Annotated in this window: 19 protein-coding genes and 1 pseudogene; 14 read left to right on the top strand and 6 right to left on the bottom strand. The window is 60.2% G+C overall.

The window, feature by feature from the left end:
• Positions 1-30: 30 nt before the first annotated feature.
• Positions 31-1311: an OprD family porin gene (locus GV002_RS23660; protein WP_160020687.1), complete on the bottom strand. Its 1281-nt coding sequence runs from the start codon at positions 1309-1311 to the stop codon at positions 31-33.
• A gap of 660 nt (positions 1312-1971) precedes the next feature.
• On the opposite strand from GV002_RS23660, the gene GV002_RS23655 reads away from it, so the two are divergent.
• Complete coding sequence (locus tag GV002_RS23655) at positions 1972-2403, top strand: HIT family protein (protein WP_160020686.1); 432 nt, start codon at positions 1972-1974, stop codon at positions 2401-2403.
• Positions 2400-2606, top strand: coding sequence for a SlyX family protein (locus GV002_RS23650; RefSeq protein ID WP_075745997.1), 207 nt, complete (start codon positions 2400-2402; stop codon positions 2604-2606). The genes GV002_RS23655 and GV002_RS23650 overlap by 4 nt, the downstream gene beginning before the upstream one ends.
• 42 nt (positions 2607-2648) lie before the next feature.
• Here GV002_RS23650 and GV002_RS24195 read toward each other — a convergent pair whose 3' ends face one another.
• From GV002_RS24195 to GV002_RS23630, 5 genes and pseudogenes are all read right to left on the bottom strand, one after another.
• Entirely contained in the window at positions 2649-2879 is a 231-nt protein-coding gene (locus tag GV002_RS24195) for a cold shock domain-containing protein (RefSeq protein WP_162237607.1), read from the bottom strand.
• Positions 2880-3011: 132 nt separating this feature from the next.
• Positions 3012-3272: pseudogene (locus tag GV002_RS24490) on the bottom strand (cold shock domain-containing protein membrane protein); the annotation flags it as partial.
• Between the two features lie 172 nt (positions 3273-3444).
• Complete coding sequence (locus GV002_RS23640; RefSeq protein WP_178094800.1) at positions 3445-4512, bottom strand: GGDEF domain-containing protein; 1068 nt, start codon at positions 4510-4512, stop codon at positions 3445-3447.
• A gap of 96 nt (positions 4513-4608) precedes the next feature.
• Entirely contained in the window at positions 4609-5079 is a 471-nt protein-coding gene (locus GV002_RS23635; RefSeq protein ID WP_013714439.1) for a Dps family protein, read from the bottom strand.
• A 185-nt stretch (positions 5080-5264) separates the two neighbouring features.
• Positions 5265-6383 (bottom strand): HD domain-containing phosphohydrolase, encoded by a 1119-nt coding sequence (locus tag GV002_RS23630; protein WP_160020683.1) that lies wholly within the window; start codon positions 6381-6383, stop codon positions 5265-5267.
• Positions 6384-6581: 198 nt separating this feature from the next.
• On the opposite strand from GV002_RS23630, the gene aspS reads away from it, so the two are divergent.
• The 12 genes from aspS (at position 6582) to ybgF (ending at position 17015) form a co-directional block, all read left to right on the top strand.
• Entirely contained in the window at positions 6582-8357 is a 1776-nt protein-coding gene (aspS, locus tag GV002_RS23625) for an aspartate--tRNA ligase (protein ID WP_160020682.1), read from the top strand.
• 104 nt (positions 8358-8461) lie between these two features.
• Positions 8462-9211: a YebC/PmpR family DNA-binding transcriptional regulator gene (locus GV002_RS23620; RefSeq protein ID WP_160020681.1), complete on the top strand. Its 750-nt coding sequence runs from the start codon at positions 8462-8464 to the stop codon at positions 9209-9211.
• 194 nt (positions 9212-9405) lie between these two features.
• Positions 9406-9930, top strand: coding sequence for a crossover junction endodeoxyribonuclease RuvC (ruvC, locus tag GV002_RS23615; protein ID WP_017361755.1), 525 nt, complete (start codon positions 9406-9408; stop codon positions 9928-9930).
• A 21-nt stretch (positions 9931-9951) separates the two neighbouring features.
• Positions 9952-10557 carry a Holliday junction branch migration protein RuvA gene (ruvA, locus tag GV002_RS23610; protein WP_160020680.1) on the top strand — a complete coding sequence of 202 codons (606 nt, stop codon included), beginning with the start codon at positions 9952-9954 and terminating at the stop codon, positions 10555-10557.
• 104 nt (positions 10558-10661) lie between these two features.
• Positions 10662-11714, top strand: coding sequence for a Holliday junction branch migration DNA helicase RuvB (gene ruvB, locus GV002_RS23605; RefSeq protein WP_160020679.1), 1053 nt, complete (start codon positions 10662-10664; stop codon positions 11712-11714).
• Positions 11715-11767: 53 nt separating this feature from the next.
• Positions 11768-12220, top strand: a complete 453-nt coding sequence (gene ybgC / locus GV002_RS23600; protein WP_160020678.1) for a tol-pal system-associated acyl-CoA thioesterase — start codon at positions 11768-11770, stop codon at positions 12218-12220.
• A 2-nt stretch (positions 12221-12222) separates the two neighbouring features.
• Positions 12223-12918, top strand: a complete 696-nt coding sequence (tolQ, locus tag GV002_RS23595) for a protein TolQ (protein WP_037003717.1) — start codon at positions 12223-12225, stop codon at positions 12916-12918.
• A gap of 27 nt (positions 12919-12945) precedes the next feature.
• Positions 12946-13398 carry a protein TolR gene (tolR, locus tag GV002_RS23590; RefSeq protein WP_021488348.1) on the top strand — a complete coding sequence of 151 codons (453 nt, stop codon included), beginning with the start codon at positions 12946-12948 and terminating at the stop codon, positions 13396-13398.
• Complete coding sequence (gene tolA, locus GV002_RS23585) at positions 13395-14339, top strand: cell envelope integrity protein TolA (RefSeq protein ID WP_160020784.1); 945 nt, start codon at positions 13395-13397, stop codon at positions 14337-14339. The genes tolR and tolA overlap by 4 nt, the downstream gene beginning before the upstream one ends.
• A gap of 5 nt (positions 14340-14344) precedes the next feature.
• On the top strand, positions 14345-15643 hold the full coding sequence (gene tolB / locus GV002_RS23580; RefSeq protein WP_160020677.1) for a Tol-Pal system beta propeller repeat protein TolB: 1299 nt from the start codon (positions 14345-14347) through the stop codon (positions 15641-15643).
• A 55-nt stretch (positions 15644-15698) separates the two neighbouring features.
• Entirely contained in the window at positions 15699-16196 is a 498-nt protein-coding gene (pal, locus tag GV002_RS23575) for a peptidoglycan-associated lipoprotein Pal (RefSeq protein WP_160020676.1), read from the top strand.
• Positions 16197-16202: 6 nt separating this feature from the next.
• Entirely contained in the window at positions 16203-17015 is an 813-nt protein-coding gene (gene ybgF, locus GV002_RS23570; protein WP_160020675.1) for a tol-pal system protein YbgF, read from the top strand.
• The last annotated feature ends 204 nt before the right edge of the window (positions 17016-17219 follow it).

Below are 17219 nucleotides of genomic sequence, written 5' to 3'. Positions count from 1 at the left end.
CTTTTATTCCGCTATCGAGTAGCGCTGAAGTTACAGAACGCTCAGCGGGTATTCGACGATCAGGCGGAAATCGTTCAGGTCGCCTTCGAACGAATTGCGGTAGAACGCCTGGCGAACGCGGAAGGACAGGTCCTTGGCAGCGCCGTCCTGAATCACGTACTTGGCTTCGACGTTGATCTCACGTTCTTGCTCGCTGCTGCCAGTACCCACATCCATATCGGTACCGCGGATGTAGCGGGTCATGAAGCTCAGGCCAGGAACGCCGAACTCAGCCATGTTGATGTCGTAACGGGCTTGCCAGGATTTTTCGTCTTTCTGGTTGAAGTCGGAGAATTGAACCGAGTTCGCCAGCCAAACGGTACCGCCGCCGTCGACGCCGTAATCATAGCCACGGTCACCAGAAGAGCGCTGGTGTGCCAGGGTGAAGGTATGAGCGCCCATGGAGTAGGCAGCTGCCAGGCTCCAGATGGTGTTGTCTTGGTCGCTGGTAGTGTTGGTGTAGGTCTTGTCGTAGTCGGTCTTGTAAATGTTGACGTCGAAGTTCAGAGCCTGTTCTTCGGCCAGCGGCAGGTTGTAGTTGACGTTGCCGTAGTACTTCTTCCAGTAGTCCTCTACATCGGAGGCATGGAAAGCTGCGCTCAGGTCGTCGGTGAACGAGTAGGAGGCGCCCACGATGTTGGCATACTTCAGGCCGGCTTCGCCCTTGCCATTGATGTCATCGCGGCTGGTGCCGCTCTGGCTGCTCATGGCGGTGAAGCGGCCAGCGCTCAGTTCCAGACCTTCGATTTCGTTACTTACCAGGTAAGTACCGGTGGTGACTTCTGGCAGGATGCGGCTGTCGTCGGTGGAGAATACCGGGCTGGCAGTGAACTGGCTGCCATACTTCAGAACGGTGTCGGAGATGCGGAACTTGATGGCGCCGCCAACTTCGGTCTGAGTATCGTCGCCACGACCGTCATCGGTCTGTCCGAACAGGCCATTGCCGTAGCGGCCGCGACCGCTGTCCAGCTTGATGCTGCTCAGGGAGTGAGCGTCGAAGCCAACGCCTACGGTGCCTTGGGTGAAGCCGGATTCATACAGCAGGCGGATGCCCAGACCGGTTTCTTCACGGTAGCCAGCCGGGTTGGCGGAGGTGCTTGCGCTGTTCGGGCCGTTACGGAAATCGCGGTTCATGTACAGAACGCGATTGAAGATGTTGAAGCTGCTGTCTTCGATAAAGCCGTTGGACTCGGACTGGCTGGAAGCCACTGCCATTTGGCTGGTGCCCGCGGCTACTGCCAGGGCGATTACGCTCCACTTCATCACTTGCATCGTGATTGCTCCTTTGGTTTAGAAGAGTTGCGCTGCCCACTGTTTTGTTATATGGGCGGCTCTTTCTTTTTGTGTCGGCGGTAACTTATAGCACGCAGCCAATATTGGCGATAGTTGCAGTCTATTCATTACGACTTCGTTCATGCTGGTGTCGCATCGCATTAGGAGGAATGTCGCAAATCTGTAGCTCTGCCCTTGCGTTTCGTTATGCCAACGCTTTCGCGGCTCTGAGGTGTCTGGGGCCGCTGTTATTGATCGACTGCACGGCTAGCCGAGCATTGCTTTCACAGATAGCAAAAGTCGTGCTCAAAACCTGGATGTCCCGCTAAAACCTTGATTTTCTGGCATGCAGTGTGTCGATCAGCGACGCTGATCCCGCGTCTGGCGCGGGTTTGCCTGAGCGATGCCAGTTCTTCGCGTCCGGACAGCGGCAGGCGTTATCGCCTGCGTTCATATTGCTGCCCCGGTAACGCTTGGCAGTGTTTATTACGGGAAGAAACAAAATGGTGCACGCCTGCGGTGCGCGTGCATTCGGGCTGCCTTGCGTTGGTGCGTGGTCGCCAGATGAAGTCTCGACTGAGCCAGCGTATGCTGCGCGCCATAGGTTGGCCCTCGCTGGGGCTACGCTTGATCGATCCGTTTAAAAGGAGGACGACCGTCATGTTCGCTCTGGATTCGCGTCTGCAGCAGGATTGCCTGTTGGTCGGGGATTTTCCCCTGTGTCGTTTGCTGCTGATGAATGACTCCAATTACCCCTGGTTCATCCTCGTGCCGCGACGTGAGGAGGTCAGTGAGCTGTTCCAGCTCGACGCTGACGATCAGCGTCGGCTGTGGCAGGAAACCACGCTGCTGGCGGAGATCCTCAAGGACACTTTTGCCGCCGACAAGATGAACGTGGCTACGCTCGGCAATGTGGTCGGTCAGTTGCATATGCATGTGATCGTGCGTCGACGTGACGATGTCGCTTGGCCCGCGCCGGTGTGGGGGCGCCATCCTGCGCAGCCTTATGCCGGGCAGAAGGTGGGACAGATCATCGACAAGCTGCGCTTGGTGCTGACCGAGGATTTTCAGTTTGCCGGAGAGCCAGCATGAGTCTCGAGTCGCGGATCATGGAGCTGGAGAGCCGCCTGGCTTTTCAGGATGACACTATTCAGGCGCTCAGCGATGAGCTGGTCGAGCAGAGCAGGCGCATCGAGCGGATGCAGCTGCAATTGACGGTTCTGGCGCGACGCCAGGAGGAGTTGAGTGGTCAGGCGGGTATTGCCGAAGATGAAGCGCCGCCACCTCATTACTGATATGAAAAAGCCCGGTTTCCCGGGCTTTTCTTTGCGTGCAGCTCAGCGCCGCGAAGGGGCTGCTGCGATCACGTCTTCTGCCTGCAGGCCTTTGTCACGCTGCATGACCGAGAACTCCACGCGTTGGCCTTCGATCAGTACGCGGTGACCTTCGCCGCGAATGGCACGGAAGTGCACGAAGATATCGTCACCCGAGTCGCGGGAAATGAAGCCGAATCCCTTGGATGTGTTGAACCATTTGACGGTGCCGGTCTCGCGATCATCTGGCGTCACGCTGGTGCTGATACTGGCTTTTGGTGCGGACACACGTTGGTCTGCGCTGCGCGGCTGCGTGTTCAGTTGCGCTGCAAGGCTCAGTGCCACGGCGATTACCAAGGCCAGAAGCGGCAGCCAGATGGCGGGTTGGCTACCGATGCTTGGCAGCGGGGCAAGCAGGATCAGGCTCTGTACCACGGCAGCCAGTATCAATAGAGCCGATGACAGCCCCTGCAGTTGCTGACGCGCGGCGTGGGCGTTCTGTTGTTGCGCTGCGGCAAGCAGGTTGAGCAGGCCGATGAGGGCCAGATAAATGGCATCCGGGGTGGTCAGGAACGAAGTGGAAAAACCGGGTACGGCAGACAGCAGCAGGGCGGCGAACCCTGTCACGAGATGGGCAATCTTCAACATCTTCGATGAACTCACTGATTGAATGATGACTCAAGGTGTTGCGGAGAGAGCGCGCTTCAAGGGTTGCCAGTCGAACGGCAACGACGCGCGCCGGTATACAAGGGTAGCGACGCCGCAGAACGGTAATGCGGCGTGCAAGGCTATTTAACAGCAAAGGCGGGGGCTTCTCAAATCAAGCGCTTAGCATCGTTTCGCTGGTAATCGGGTGGACCTGATTGCGGCCGGCGCGTTTGGCCTGATAAAGCGCGTCATCGGCCCGAGTGAGCAAGGATTCGAATGTGTCGCCTTCTTCGGCCATGGCGCAGCCGAAGGACGCGGTGATGCTGTCCAGAATCTGGTCCGTTCGCCTTACCTTGATCCTCAGTGACTGGATCTTGTGGCGCAGTTGTTCGGCGAAATCGAGAACTTCGTTGAGGTTGGCGCAGTTGCGCAGTACCACGCAGAACTCTTCGCCGCCGTAGCGCGCAGCAAAGGCCTCTGGTGGCAGCAGGTCGCGTAATAGTTGTCCGACGTGTTGCAGTACGCGGTCACCCAGTGGGTGGCCGTATTGATCGTTGAACTGCTTGAAATGGTCGATATCCAGAATCACCAGCGCCAGGCCCTGCTGTGACTCGTTCAGGGCGCGCTCCAGCAGGCGGGTAAAGGCATGGCGATTGAATACGCGGGTCAGGCTGTCGAGTGTTGCTGCCAGATGTGCGCGTTCCAGTTGGCTGCGCAGGTGAGTGATCTCTTGCTGAGCGGCGCGTAGGCGATAGAGGAATTTTTCCTGCTGATCCTGCATCAGTTGGGTGCTTTCCTGCAGCTCGCTGAGCACGCTGGGTAGATCGTCGGTGATGGGTTCCTGCAGTGCGCTGAGGCCTTGGCTCAGGCTCTGCTGGTAATGCAGACCGCCGATCACGCTGCGTGAGACGTCGCCTTCGATATCATCGACCAGCTCGATTACCTGCTGCTGGCCGGCGCGCGCTTCCTCCAGTTCGCCGCGGATGATGTAGTCGCGAAACAGCCGGCTGGCGGTTTCCGGCGGGAACACGTCGAAGTCTTCGACCACCTTGTCCAGGCGGCGGTTGAGCTCGGGTTCGCCGCCTCTGCTGTAGGTGTACCACAGCGCGTAGTGCACCGGATTTGGCGGTATGTCGTGGCGCATCATCAGCGGTACGGCCTGCTTCAGGAGTTCGGCCGCCTCGCGGGTTTCCTCCGGATACAGATCGATGATGCTGGGCGGTTTGGCTGGTTGACTCATGGGTGTCGGAAACTCAATGGCGAATGGCCAGAGCATAGATCAGGGCAAGGCTGCCTGCCTAATGAAAAGGCCCGGATCACCGGGCCTCTGAGTATCTCAAGCAGCGAGCAGGCTGCGCAGCATCCAGGCGGTTTTCTCGTGTACCTGCATGCGTTGGGTCAGCAGGTCGGCAGTCGGCTCGTCGCTGACCTTGTCCAGCAGCGGGAAAATGCCGCGCGCAGTGCGTACGACGGCCTCTTGGCCTTGCACCAGTTGCTTGATCATATCGTCGGCGCTGGGTACGCCTTCCTCTTCCTTGATCGAGGACAGGCGGGCGTAGGCGGCGTAGGTGCCTGGCGCCGGGAAGCCCAGTGCACGGATCCGTTCGGCGATTGCGTCAACCGCCAGGGCCAGTTCGGTGTACTGACCTTCGAACATCAGGTGCAGGGTGTTGAACATCGGACCGGTGACGTTCCAATGGAAATTATGGGTCTTCAGGTACAGGGTGTAGGTGTCGGCCAGAAGGCGCGAGAGGCCTTCGGCGATGGCGGCGCGATCCTGTTCGGCGATTCCGATATTGATTTCCATGGTTTTTCTCCTTTCAGGTGAGCCCAGGGTGTCTATCCCGCAGTGTTGGTGAGAGCCTAACACGCAGGGCGTCGAGATGATCTTGGCTTATATCAATGAGAGCGATGTTTAGAGGCTATTGATAGCTGACGGTTCAATAAATCCTGCTTTGGCGGCGTCAATCCTGTGCGTGGCGCAATGCTCGTTCAGCCGTGCGCCAGCCTAGGCTTCTGCTGCAGAGTGCGATTGAACACCTCCACCCAATGGGCGCTGAATTGCTGGCCGGCAAGGTTGTTGATTTCCAGTATGGCGCGTAGCAATGGACGCTTGCTCAAAGTCTGGTGTGCACGTTCATGGGTCCTTGCGTCAAAGGTGTCGACGATATGCAGGATCAGTGCGCCTGGGGCAATCTCCTTTTCGCGCAGGCCTTTGGGGTAGCCAGAGCCGTCAGCGTGTTCCTGATGCTGGAGGATGATCTCCATGGCCGCTGACCAGTCAGGCATGCGTTTGAGCAGGTCGCTGGCCAGGCGTGGGTGGCCTTGCATCATGCGTCGTTCTTCGCGGCTGAAATGGCTTTGCTTGTGCAGGAGCTCCAGTGGCAGGAAGGCCATGCCCAGATCATGCAAGCAGACTGCGGCCGCCAGTTGCTCTGGCTGCTCAGCGTATCCGCCCGCTGCATTGATGCTCAGTGCCAGTTCCAGCAGGCGCAGGTTGCGGCCTCGCCAGTAGGGGGAGCGCTGTTCGGCTGCCTCGGTCAGTGCGCAAAAGAACTGCAGATCAGGCTGGATCACGATTGCGTGGCGTGCAAGCAGTGCTGCGCTTTTGCTGGGTTCCACTTCTTCGGTGAATTGCAGGCGAGTGCTGGGGTCCATCTGCTGCAGCAGCTCGAGACGTACGTCGGTCTGTCGCTCATTCGGCGTCATGGCCAGCGCCTGAAGCGCGCCGCAGAGTCGGCTGACCTGCGTGCTGTCCGGGGTGGCTTCGGCGCCGCCCAGGGCCTGAGCGACCAATGCCCGCAGATGGTCGAGGCTGAGCAGCAATATGTCCCCGAGCAGGCTGTCGAAGGTCAGGCGGCCCGAGCGCAGGGCATCGAGTACGTCTTCCATGGCTTGTGGCAGTGGCATCAGCTCGTTGAGCTCGACGTAACCCAGATTGCCCTTGAGCGTATGGATCAGGCGAAACAGCTCGCGCAGCCGTTCCGTGCTCTTTGGCGCTCGCTCCAGTTCGATCAGCAGTTGCTCGCAGCGGGGAAACTGCTCGGCGGCGTCAAGGCGAAAGTCTTCCAGCAGATCACTGGGCAGGTCGCTGCGATGGGGTCGGGCCATGGTCGTTCTCCAGACAGGAGGCGCCCTTCATTATAGAAGCCATCTGCCGAGCGGCTGCGTCATGACGATTTACGCTATATAATCCCGCTCTTTATCGAAGCGCGGCGTACGGTTGGACGTTCGCTGTGGTGTAGCTCCTGCCCAGGGCGTTGGGGGCTGCCCGACCTATCCAAGACCTTAGAGAAGCGAAACACGATCATGATGCGCAGCCACTATTGCGGCCAGTTGAACGAGAGCCTGGATGGCCAGGAAATCACCCTTTGCGGCTGGGTACATCGTCGCCGTGACCATGGCGGGGTGATCTTCCTCGATATCCGTGATCGTGAAGGTCTGGCCCAGGTGGTGTTCGATCCTGATCGTGCCGATACCTTCGCCAAGGCTGACCGCGTGCGCAGCGAATACGTGGTCAAGATCACCGGCAAGGTGCGTCTGCGTCCAGCGGGCGCGGTCAACCCGAACATGGCGTCCGGCGCCATCGAGGTGCTGGGCTATGAGCTGGAAGTGCTCAACGAAGCGGAAACCCCGCCGTTCCCGCTCAATGAGTACACCGACGTTGGCGAAGAAACCCGCCTGCGTTATCGCTTCATCGACCTGCGTCGCCCGGAAATGGCCGAGAAGCTCAAACTGCGCTCGCGCATCACCTCGAGCATCCGTCGCTACCTCGACGACAACGGCTTCCTCGACGTGGAAACACCGATTCTGACTCGCGCTACCCCGGAAGGTGCGCGCGATTATCTGGTGCCGAGCCGTACCCACGCCGGCAGCTTCTTCGCCCTGCCGCAGTCGCCGCAGCTGTTCAAGCAACTGCTGATGGTCGCCGGCTTCGACCGCTACTACCAGATCGCCAAGTGCTTCCGCGATGAAGACCTGCGCGCTGATCGTCAGCCGGAATTTACCCAGATCGACATCGAGACCAGCTTCCTCGATGAAAAAGACATCATGGACATCACCGAGACCATGGTGCGCAACCTGTTCAAGGAAGTGCTGGATGTCGAGTTCGGCGAGTTGCCGCACATGACTCTGGCTGAAGCCATGCGTCGCTTCGGTTCGGACAAGCCGGACCTGCGTATCCCGCTGGAACTGGTTGATGTTGAAGATCAGCTCAAGGACGTCGAGTTCAAGGTATTCGCCGGTCCGGCCAACGACCCGAAATGCCGCGTCACCGCGCTGCGCGTACCGGGCGGGGCGAGCATGCCGCGCAAGCAGATCGATGACTACACCAAGTTCGTCGGCATCTATGGTGCCAAGGGTCTGGCCTATATCAAGGTCAACGAGCGCGCTGCCGGCGTTGACGGTTTGCAGTCGCCGATCGTCAAGAACATCCCGCTGGACAACATCAATGTCATCCTCGACCGCGTGGGCGCTGTCGATGGCGATATCGTGTTCTTCGGTGCCGACAAGGCCAAGATCGTCAGCGAGGCCCTGGGCGCGCTGCGCATCAAGCTGGGTCATGACCTCAACCTGCTGACCTGCGAGTGGGCGCCGCTGTGGGTCGTCGACTTCCCGATGTTCGAGGAAAACGACGACGGCAGCTTGACCGCCATGCACCACCCGTTCACCTCGCCGAGCTGCAGCCCCGAGGAGCTGGAGGCCAACCCGTCTGCCGCGCTGTCGCGCGCCTACGACATGGTGCTCAACGGTACCGAACTGGGCGGCGGCTCCATCCGTATTCATGACAAGGCCATGCAGCAGACCGTGTTCCGTGTGCTCGGCATCAGCGAAGAAGAGCAGCAGGAGAAGTTCGGCTTCCTGCTCGATGCGCTCAAGTACGGTGCACCGCCCCATGGCGGCCTGGCCTTCGGTCTGGATCGCCTGGTGATGCTGATGACCGGTGCCAGCTCGATCCGCGAAGTGATCGCCTTCCCGAAAACCCAGAGCGCAGCCTGCGTCATGACTCAGGCGCCGGGCGTCGTCGACAACAAGTCGCTGCGCGAGCTGCACATCCGCCTGCGCGAGCAAGCCAAGGCCGAATAAGCCTGCAAAAGAAGCCTGGTGATTCCAGGCTTCTTCGTTATGGGGTGGAGAGACTCAAGTGCTTGCGCCCCGGCAATTGTAAAACCTTATAGATGGAGTGAGTTATGGCTGGTCATTCCAAATGGGCCAACATCAAGCACCGCAAGGGGCGTCAGGACGCCAAGCGCGGCAAGATCTTCACCAAGCTGATTCGTGAACTGACAGTCGCCGCCAAGCACGGCGGTCCGATCCCGGCGGACAACCCGCGTCTGCGTCTGGCGGTGGACAAGGCGCTGACCAACAACATGTCGCGTGACGTGATCGACCGCGCCATTGCCCGTGGTGCCGGCAACAACGAAGCCGACAATGTCGTCGAGTTCAGCTACGAAGGTTACGCACCGAGCGGCGTGGCGATCATCGTCGAGGTGATGACCGATAACCGCAATCGCACCGCCGCCGAAGTGCGCCATGCCTTCACCAAGTGCGGTGGTAACCTCGGCACCGACGGCTCGGTCGCCTACATGTTCGACCGCAAGGGGCAGATCAGCTTTGCGCCGGGTGTCGATGAAGATGCCCTGATGGAAGCGGCTCTGGAGGCCGGTGCCGACGATGTGGAAATGGGCGAGGACGGTTCGGGCCTGGTGTCGACCAGCTTCACCGAGTTCCATGCCGTCAACGAAGCACTGAGCGCCGCCGGTTTCAAAGCCGAGGAAGCGGAAATCGCCATGATCCCCTCGATCAGTGCGCCGATTGCCGACCTGGAAACTGCGCAGAAGGTGTTCAAGCTGATCGACATGCTCGAAGACCTGGATGACGTGCAGAACGTCTACCACAACGCCGAAGTCTCCGACGAGATCATGGAGCAGCTCGGCTGAAGCAGCTTGTCGCCCGGACGTAGGGTGGGACGGGCGGCGATCGGCTTTAGCCCAGCATGGCAAACAACCCTGGTGGGCTGAAGCCCACCCTACGCCCACCCTACGGTTTTCTCGGGTTCTACCGGTGCGTCACGAGTGACGGCGCATTAGGACCCCCGTATACTCGCCAACTGGATAAATAGACAGTTGCTGATATGACCCTGATTCTAGGCATCGACCCGGGTTCGCGTATTACCGGCTATGGCGTGGTGCGCGATACCGGGCGTGGTTGCGAGTACGTGGCCTCGGGCTGCATTCGTACGGGCAACGGGCCATTGGCCGAGCGGCTGCAGATCGTCTTTCGCGGCGTCAGCGAGGTTATTCGTACCCATGGGCCGGTGACCATGGGCATCGAGCAGGTGTTCATGGCGCGCAATGCCGACTCGGCGCTCAAGCTGGGGCAGGCGCGTGGCGCCGCTATCGTCGCGGCGGTGGAGGCAGGGCTGGAGGTCAGCGAGTACACCGCGACCCAGGTCAAGCAGGCTGTGGTCGGTACCGGGGCGGCGGACAAGCAGCAGGTGCAGATGATGGTCATGCATCTGCTCAAGCTGGTGCAGAAACCGCAGATCGACGCTTCCGACGCATTGGGCATCGCCCTGTGCCATGCCCATCACCGACAGAGTCTCATTCCCCATGGGCTCGCCGGCGCCAAGCGGCGTGGCGGCCGTCTTCGTTTGTAATCGTATTAAAGGAAAGCAGTGGTGATCGGACGTTTGCGCGGCACCCTGGCGGAGAAGCAGCCGCCGCATTTGCTTCTGGATGTGAATGGCGTCGGTTATGAGCTGGAAGTGCCGATGACGACCCTTTATCGTCTGCCTGCGGTGGGCGAGCCGGTCACCCTGCACGCTCACCTGGTGGTGCGTGAAGATGCACACCTGCTGTATGGCTTCTTCGAAAAGCGTGAGCGTGAGCTGTTTCGCGAGTTGATTCGCCTCAATGGCGTTGGCCCCAAGCTGGCGCTGGCGCTGATGTCGGGTCTTGAGGTCGACGAGTTGGTGCGCTGCGTGCAGTCTCAGGACACGGCGGCCCTGGTCAAGGTCCCGGGTGTCGGCAAGAAAACCGCCGAGCGTCTGCTGGTCGAGCTCAAGGATCGCTTCAAGGCCTGGGAGTCGATACCGTCCATTGCGCCATTGGTGGTTGAACCTCAACTGGCTCAGGCAGTCTCAAGCGCGGAGAATGACGCCGTCAGTGCCCTGATATCCCTTGGCTACAAGCCGCAGGAGGCCAGTCGAGCAGTTGCCGTGGTCAAGGAGGATGGTCTGAGCAGTGAAGATTTGATCCGACGCGCGCTGCGCGGCATGGCGTAGGGTGGATGACGCCTTTTTCATCCACCAGCTTTCTGGGGGGGGGAAATGCTGCGCGGTTTTCCATCCTGTATTGCAATTCAATGGACTCTTAGTGGAACCCCTCGATGATCGAAGCCGATCGCCTGATAACCTCCAGCCCGCGTGAGCGCGAAGAGCAGCAGGACCGAGCCATTCGTCCGCTGCGCCTGGCTGACTACATTGGTCAGCCAGTGGTGCGTGAGCAGATGGCGCTGTTCATCCAGGCTGCACGGGGCAGGGCGGAGGCGCTCGACCATACGCTGATCTTCGGTCCGCCAGGCCTGGGCAAGACTACCCTGGCCAATATCATCGCCCAGGAAATGGGCAGCTCAATCAAGAGCACCTCCGGTCCGGTGCTCGAGCGGCCGGGTGATCTGGCCGCGCTGCTGACCAATCTGGAAAGCGGCGATGTGCTGTTCATCGACGAGATTCACCGTCTTTCGCCGGTGGTCGAAGAGGTGCTGTATCCCGCGATGGAAGACTTCCAGCTCGACATCATGATCGGCGAAGGTCCAGCCGCGCGTTCGATCAAGCTGGATCTGCCGCCGTTCACCCTGGTCGGCGCCACCACCCGCGCCGGCATGCTGACCAACCCGCTGCGTGACCGTTTCGGCATCGTCCAGCGCCTGGAGTTCTACGGCATCGACGACTTGGCCACCATCGTCTCGCGCTCGGCTGGCATTCTCGGCCTGCCCATCGAGGCCAAGGGCGCTTTTGAGATTGCCCGTCGTGCCCGTGGCACCCCGCGTATCGCCAACCGACTGTTGCGCCGTGTGCGCGATTTTGCCGAAGTGCGCGGTAACGGACAGATCTCCCAGGCCACTGCCGATCAGGCCCTGAATCTACTGGATGTCGACGAGCGTGGTTTCGACCATTCCGATCGTCGCCTGCTGCTGGCCATGATCGAGAAGTTCGATGGCGGTCCGGTCGGGCTCGATAGCCTGGCAGCGGCCATCGGCGAAGAGCGCCATACCATCGAGGATGTGCTCGAACCCTATCTGATTCAACAGGGTTACATGATGCGCACCCCGCGCGGGCGTGTGGTCACTCGTCACGCCTACCTGCACTTCGGGCTGAACATTCCCAAGCGCGCTGGCGAGCAGGCCGGTGGCGATCTTTTCTCGGCAGGTGACGAATGACGAAAAAATTGTTACCGGGCCGGATTGGCAAGCAGCAGGCCGAGGACTAGAGTATGCGCGCGCCAAACGAAGTGCAGCCGTTCAGCCACCGTTGCCGGGTCTACTACGAGGACACCGACGCGGGCGGCATCGTCTACTACGTCAACTACCTCAAATTCATGGAGCGGGCTCGCACCGAGCGTCTGCGTGAGCTGGGTTATGCCCAGTCGACGCTTGCTGGTGAGGGCCTGTTGTTCGTCGTGCATTCTGCCGAGGCGCGTTATCACGCGCCGGCGCGCCTGGATGACGAACTGGTGATCAGCGCCGATGTGATCGAATTGAACCGTGCCAGCCTGCGTTTTCGTCAACAGGTCAGGCGGGCTGCGGATGATGTGCTGCTCTGCGAAGGGCAGTTTCTGGTGGCCTGTGTGCGCGCCGACAACTTGAAACCCCGGGCCATTCCCGAGACCCTGCGACATGCGTTCGCCGGGACGCAGGCGCCGGGCTTAATTGCAGCAGGAGAGTAAGCGTGGAAGCTAACGCCGTTGACCATATGTCGATGTGGAGTCTGATCAGTAACGCCAGCTTCGTGGTTCAGCTGGTGATGCTGACCCTGGTGGCCGCGTCGGTCATTTCCTGGGTGATGATCTTCCAGCGCAGTAATTCGATTCGCGCCGCCAAGCGTGCCCTGGACAACTTCGAGGATCGCTTCTGGTCCGGTATCGATCTGTCCAAACTGTATCGCCAGGCGGGTAGCAACCCCGATCCGGATTCCGGTCTGGAACAGATCTTTCGTGCCGGCTTCAAGGAATTCTCCCGCCTGCGTCAGCAGCAGGGCGTTGACCCGGACGCGGTGATGGACGGCGTGGCTCGTGCCATGCGCGTGGCCATCTCCCGTGAGGAAGAGAAACTGGAAACCGCGCTGCCATTTCTCGCCACCGTTGGTTCGACCAGTCCGTACATCGGCCTGTTCGGTACCGTATGGGGCATCATGAACTCCTTCCGCGGTCTGGCTCAGGTGCAGCAAGCCACGCTGGCTACCGTGGCGCCGGGTATCGCCGAAGCGCTGATCGCTACCGCCATCGGTCTGTTCGCGGCGATTCCGGCGGTCATCGCCTACAACCGCTTCTCTGCCCGCAGCGAGATGCTGATCGGTCGTTACTACACCTTCGCCGACGAGTTCCAGGCCATCCTGCACCGCAAAGTGCACACCTCGGAAGACTAAGGCGAGCGAAGAGGACAGGTTTTAACCATGGCGAGAATTCGCAATAGACGCAAACCGGTTGCCGAGATGAACGTGGTGCCCTACATCGACGTGATGTTGGTACTGCTGGTCATCTTCATGGTCACCGCGCCGATGCTCAATCAGGGCGTCAAGGTCGATCTGCCCAAGGTCAGCAGCGAAGCGCTGCCGCAGGACAACGATGCCCAGGTGTTGACCATCTCCATCAAGGCCGACAAGACCTACTACTGGAACATGGGCAGCGAGGTTGACGTCGACACCGAGCAGGAGCGCGCCTCGACCCTTGAGCAGATGACGCAGGCCGTGTCGGCGATCATTGCCGAGAACCGTCGTCAGGGTAAGCAGGTGCAGGTGTTCGTGCGTGGTGATCGCACGGTCGATTACGGCACCGTGATGTCTGCCATGGGTGGTCTGCAGCAGGCCGACGTGGGCAACGTCGGACTGATTACCGAGGCTCCCTGATGCAGCAAACCGAGCGTCCGCAATCGGAAAGCTACTTCTGGCCCGTGGTTTGGGCGGTGGGTCTGCATGTCCTGATGTTCGCCATGCTGTTCGTCAGCTTCGCCTTCACACCCGAACTGCCGCCGGCGCGCCCGGTGGTGCAGGCTACGCTGTATCAGTTGCAATCGCAGAGCCAGGCCACCACGCAGACCACGCAAAAGGTTGCCGGCGAGGCGCAGAAAACCTCGGCACCGCAATTCGAGACCGAACGCCTGGAGCAGAAGAAGGCTGAAGAGCAGAAGGTAGCTGCAGCCAAGAAAGCCGAGGAACAAAAGCAGGCTGAAGAGGCTCGAAAGGCCGAAGCGGCGAAGAAAGCCGAGGCCGAGAAGGCCGTCGAACAGAAACGTCAGGCGGATATCGCAAAGAAGCGTGCCGAGGACGAAGCGAAGAAGAAAGCCGCTGAAGAGGCCAAGAAAAAGGCCGCTGCAGAAGAGGCGAAGAAAAAAGCGGCAGCCGCCGAGGCGGCGAAGAAGAAAGCAGCCGAGGATGCCAAGCGCAAGGCCGAAGATGCACGACGCAAGGCCGCCGAGGATCAGAAAGCGGCAGCGCTGGCTGAGCTGCTGTCTGACAACGTGCAGAACCAGCAGGCGCTGGCCGAGACGCATGGCGACCAGGTGGCCGGCAACCTTGATGACCTGATCATCAAGCTGATTACCGAGAACTGGCAGCGACCGATGTCGGCGCGCCGTGGCATGAGCGTCGAGCTGCTGATTCAGATGCTGCCCGACGGCACCGTGACCAACGCCAGCGTGTCGCGCTCCAGTGGCGATGCGCCGTTCGACAACTCGGCCGTTGCAGCTGTACGTAACGTCGGGCGTATTCCCGAGATGCAACAATTGGATCGCGCTACCTTCGACCGTATGTACAGGCAGCGTCGCGTCATTTTCAAACCGGAGGATTGAGCTCTGTGAATACCCTGATTCGTATCGCCCTGCTGGGGCTGGTCATGCTGGTCGGTAGCGTCCAGGCGGCCGACCCGCTGGTGATTTCCCAAGGCGCTGACCGTGCCACGCCCATCGCCGTCGTGCCCTTTGGCTGGCAAGGCGGTTCGGTACTGCCTGAAGACATGTCGCAGATCATTGGCAACGATCTGCGCAACTCCGGCTACTTCGAGCCGATCCCGCGGCAGAACATGATCAGCCTGCCGACTCAGGCCAGCGAAGTCATCTATCGCGACTGGAAAGCCCTCGGTGCCCAGTACGTGCTGGTGGGCAATATCGTGCCCAACGGCGGCCGCCTGCAGGTGCAATACGCACTGTTCAACGTCAACACCGAACAGCAGGTCATGACCGGCAATGTTGGTGGTGGCACCGATCAGCTGCGTGACATGGCTCACCATATCGCCGACCAGTCGTTCGAGAAGCTCACCGGCGTCAAGGGGGCATTCTCCACGCGCCTGCTCTATGTCACTGCCGAGCGCATGGGGACCAACAATACCCGTTACACCCTGCAGCGCTCCGACTACGACGGTGCCCGTGCGGTGACCCTGCTGCAATCGCGCGAGCCGATTTTGTCGCCGTCATTCGCGCCGGATGGCCGTCGCATCACCTACGTGTCGTTCGAGCAGCGTCGCCCGCGCATCTTCGTGCAGCACATCGATACCGGTCGCCGCGAACAGATCACCAACTTCGAAGGCCTCAACGGCGCTCCGGCCTGGTCGCCGGATGGCAATCGTCTGGCCTTCGTGCTGTCCAAAGACGGCAATCCGGAAATTTATGTGATGGATATGGGCAGCCGGCAGATGCGCCGCGTCACCAACCATTACGCGATCGATACCGAACCCTTCTGGGGCAAGGATGGTCAGACCCTTTACTTCACCTCGGATCGTGCGGGTAAGCCGCAGATCTACAAGACCAACATCAATAGCGGGGCAGTGGAGCGAGTTACCTTCGTTGGTAACTACAACGCCAACCCGAAATTGTCGGCCGATGAAAAGACCCTGGTGATGATCCATCGCCAGGATGGTTTTACCGTGTTCAAGGTGGCTGCGCAGGACCTGGAAACCAACCGTTTGCGTATTCTTTCAGACACAAGTTTGGATGAGTCGCCCACTGTTGCGCCCAATGGCGCCATGCTAATCTACGCCACCCGCCAGCAGGGCCGGGGAGTCTTGATGTTAGCGTCCACCAATGGACGTGTGAGGCTCCCTCTTCCTACCGCTCAAGGCGAAGTTCGAGAGCCTTCTTGGTCCCCTTACCTGAACTGATGCGGCGTTACACCTATATTGCTTAACACAACTGGGGTTCATTAGGAGTTACATGATGGAAATGCTGAAATTCGGTAAGTTCGCTGCACTGTCCCTGGCTCTCGCTGTTGCCGTAGGTTGCTCCTCCAAAGGCGGCGACGCTGCTGGTGAAGGTGCTGTTGACCCGAATGCTGGTTACGGTGCCAACACTGGCGCTGTTGACAGCAGCCTGAGCGAAGAAGCTGCTCTGCGCGCTATCACCACCTTCTACTTCGAGTACGACAGCTCCGACCTGAAGGCCGAAGCCATGCGCGCTCTGGACGTACACGCCAAGGACCTGAAAGGCAACGGCGCTCGCGTCGTTCTGGAAGGCCACGCTGACGAGCGCGGTACCCGTGAGTACAACATGGCTCTGGGCGAGCGTCGTGCCAAGGCCGTTCAGCGCTACCTGGTTCTGCAAGGCGTTTCCCCGGCTCAGCTGGAGCTGGTTTCCTACGGCGAAGAGCGTCCGGTTGCCACTGGCAACGACGAGCAGTCCTGGGCTCAGAACCGTCGTGTAGAGCTGCGTAAGTAAGCTGCCATGCGAGATTGCCGCCGTATCCTGACCCTTCTGACACTCGCCTTGCCGCTCGCGGCAATGGCGGAGGTTCCCGTACTGGAAAGCAGCTCCATGCAACAGGGCAGCAGCTATCCACCGGCGGGTTATGGTGCGGCCGGTGCCTCTGCCGGAGCGGGTGCGCAAGCACCCGCTTCTGCGCAGGGTATGCTGTTCAACCAGCTCCAGCAGATGCAGCAGGAAATTGCGCAACTGCGCGGCATGGTCGAGGAGCAGCAAAATGAAATCCAGCGCCTCAAGCAGGAAGGCCTGGAGCGTTACCAGGATCTGGACCAACGCATTTCTTCCGGTGCTGCCGCCGGTGGAGCTCCTGCACAGAATTCAGCCGATGGCGCGGTAAACGCCAATGGCACCCCGACGCCACCTGCCGCGCAGCAGCAGACCAGCGCCGAGCCGGGTGATCCGGCCAAGGAAAAACTCTATTACGACGCCGCCTTCGACCTGATCAAGGCCAAGGATTTCGACAAGGCTTCGCAGGCATTTGCGGCCTTTCTTAATCGCTATCCCAACAGCCAGTACGCAGGCAACGCGCAGTATTGGTTGGGCGAAGTGAATCTGGCCAAGGGCGATCTGCAAGCAGCCGGCCAGGCCTTCGCCAAGGTCAGCCAGGCCTATCCGAGCCACGCCAAGGTGCCGGATTCACTGTTCAAACTGGCCGACGTCGAACGTCGCCTGGGTCACAACGACAAGGCCCGTGGCATCCTTCAGCAAGTCATCGCGCAGTACCCGGGTAGCTCGGCCGCTCAACTGGCCCAGCGTGATCTGCAGCGGCTGTAAGCCGAAAGTTGACGAAAAACCCGCGCCCGTCGCGGGTTTTTCTTATCTGGCCTCGCGTGATCCATTAGAATGCGCGGCGGCCCAGGTGGCAGGGTTTCAGCTCGGCTGATGTCCTTGTCGCCGTGCCTTGTCGAATGTCGGCCGCTGCCGGCGTTCCTGTCTTTCCACGCAACGGAGGCGGATGGCCTGTTTCGTCATCACGCT

The sequence above is a fragment of the Pseudomonas sp. 8O genome (assembly GCF_902506495.1).
GTDB lineage: Bacteria > Pseudomonadota > Gammaproteobacteria > Pseudomonadales > Pseudomonadaceae > Aquipseudomonas > Aquipseudomonas chaetocerotis.
This window is presented reverse-complemented; position numbering and strand designations above follow the sequence as displayed.

Coding starts and splice junctions, on each gene's coding strand:
- GV002_RS23660 (WP_160020687.1), bottom strand. CDS start 1,311: ATGCAAGTGATGAAGTGGAGCGTAATCGCCCTGGCAGTAGCCGCGGGC.
- GV002_RS23655 (WP_160020686.1), top strand. CDS start 1,972: ATGTTCGCTCTGGATTCGCGTCTGCAGCAGGATTGCCTGTTGGTCGGG.
- GV002_RS23650 (WP_075745997.1), top strand. CDS start 2,400: ATGAGTCTCGAGTCGCGGATCATGGAGCTGGAGAGCCGCCTGGCTTTT.
- GV002_RS23640 (WP_178094800.1), bottom strand. CDS start 4,512: ATGAGTCAACCAGCCAAACCGCCCAGCATCATCGATCTGTATCCGGAG.
- GV002_RS23635 (WP_013714439.1), bottom strand. CDS start 5,079: ATGGAAATCAATATCGGAATCGCCGAACAGGATCGCGCCGCCATCGCC.
- GV002_RS23630 (WP_160020683.1), bottom strand. CDS start 6,383: ATGGCCCGACCCCATCGCAGCGACCTGCCCAGTGATCTGCTGGAAGAC.
- aspS (WP_160020682.1), top strand. CDS start 6,582: ATGATGCGCAGCCACTATTGCGGCCAGTTGAACGAGAGCCTGGATGGC.
- GV002_RS23620 (WP_160020681.1), top strand. CDS start 8,462: ATGGCTGGTCATTCCAAATGGGCCAACATCAAGCACCGCAAGGGGCGT.
- ruvC (WP_017361755.1), top strand. CDS start 9,406: ATGACCCTGATTCTAGGCATCGACCCGGGTTCGCGTATTACCGGCTAT.
- ruvB (WP_160020679.1), top strand. CDS start 10,662: ATGATCGAAGCCGATCGCCTGATAACCTCCAGCCCGCGTGAGCGCGAA.
- ybgC (WP_160020678.1), top strand. CDS start 11,768: ATGCGCGCGCCAAACGAAGTGCAGCCGTTCAGCCACCGTTGCCGGGTC.
- tolR (WP_021488348.1), top strand. CDS start 12,946: ATGGCGAGAATTCGCAATAGACGCAAACCGGTTGCCGAGATGAACGTG.
- pal (WP_160020676.1), top strand. CDS start 15,699: ATGGAAATGCTGAAATTCGGTAAGTTCGCTGCACTGTCCCTGGCTCTC.
- ybgF (WP_160020675.1), top strand. CDS start 16,203: ATGCGAGATTGCCGCCGTATCCTGACCCTTCTGACACTCGCCTTGCCG.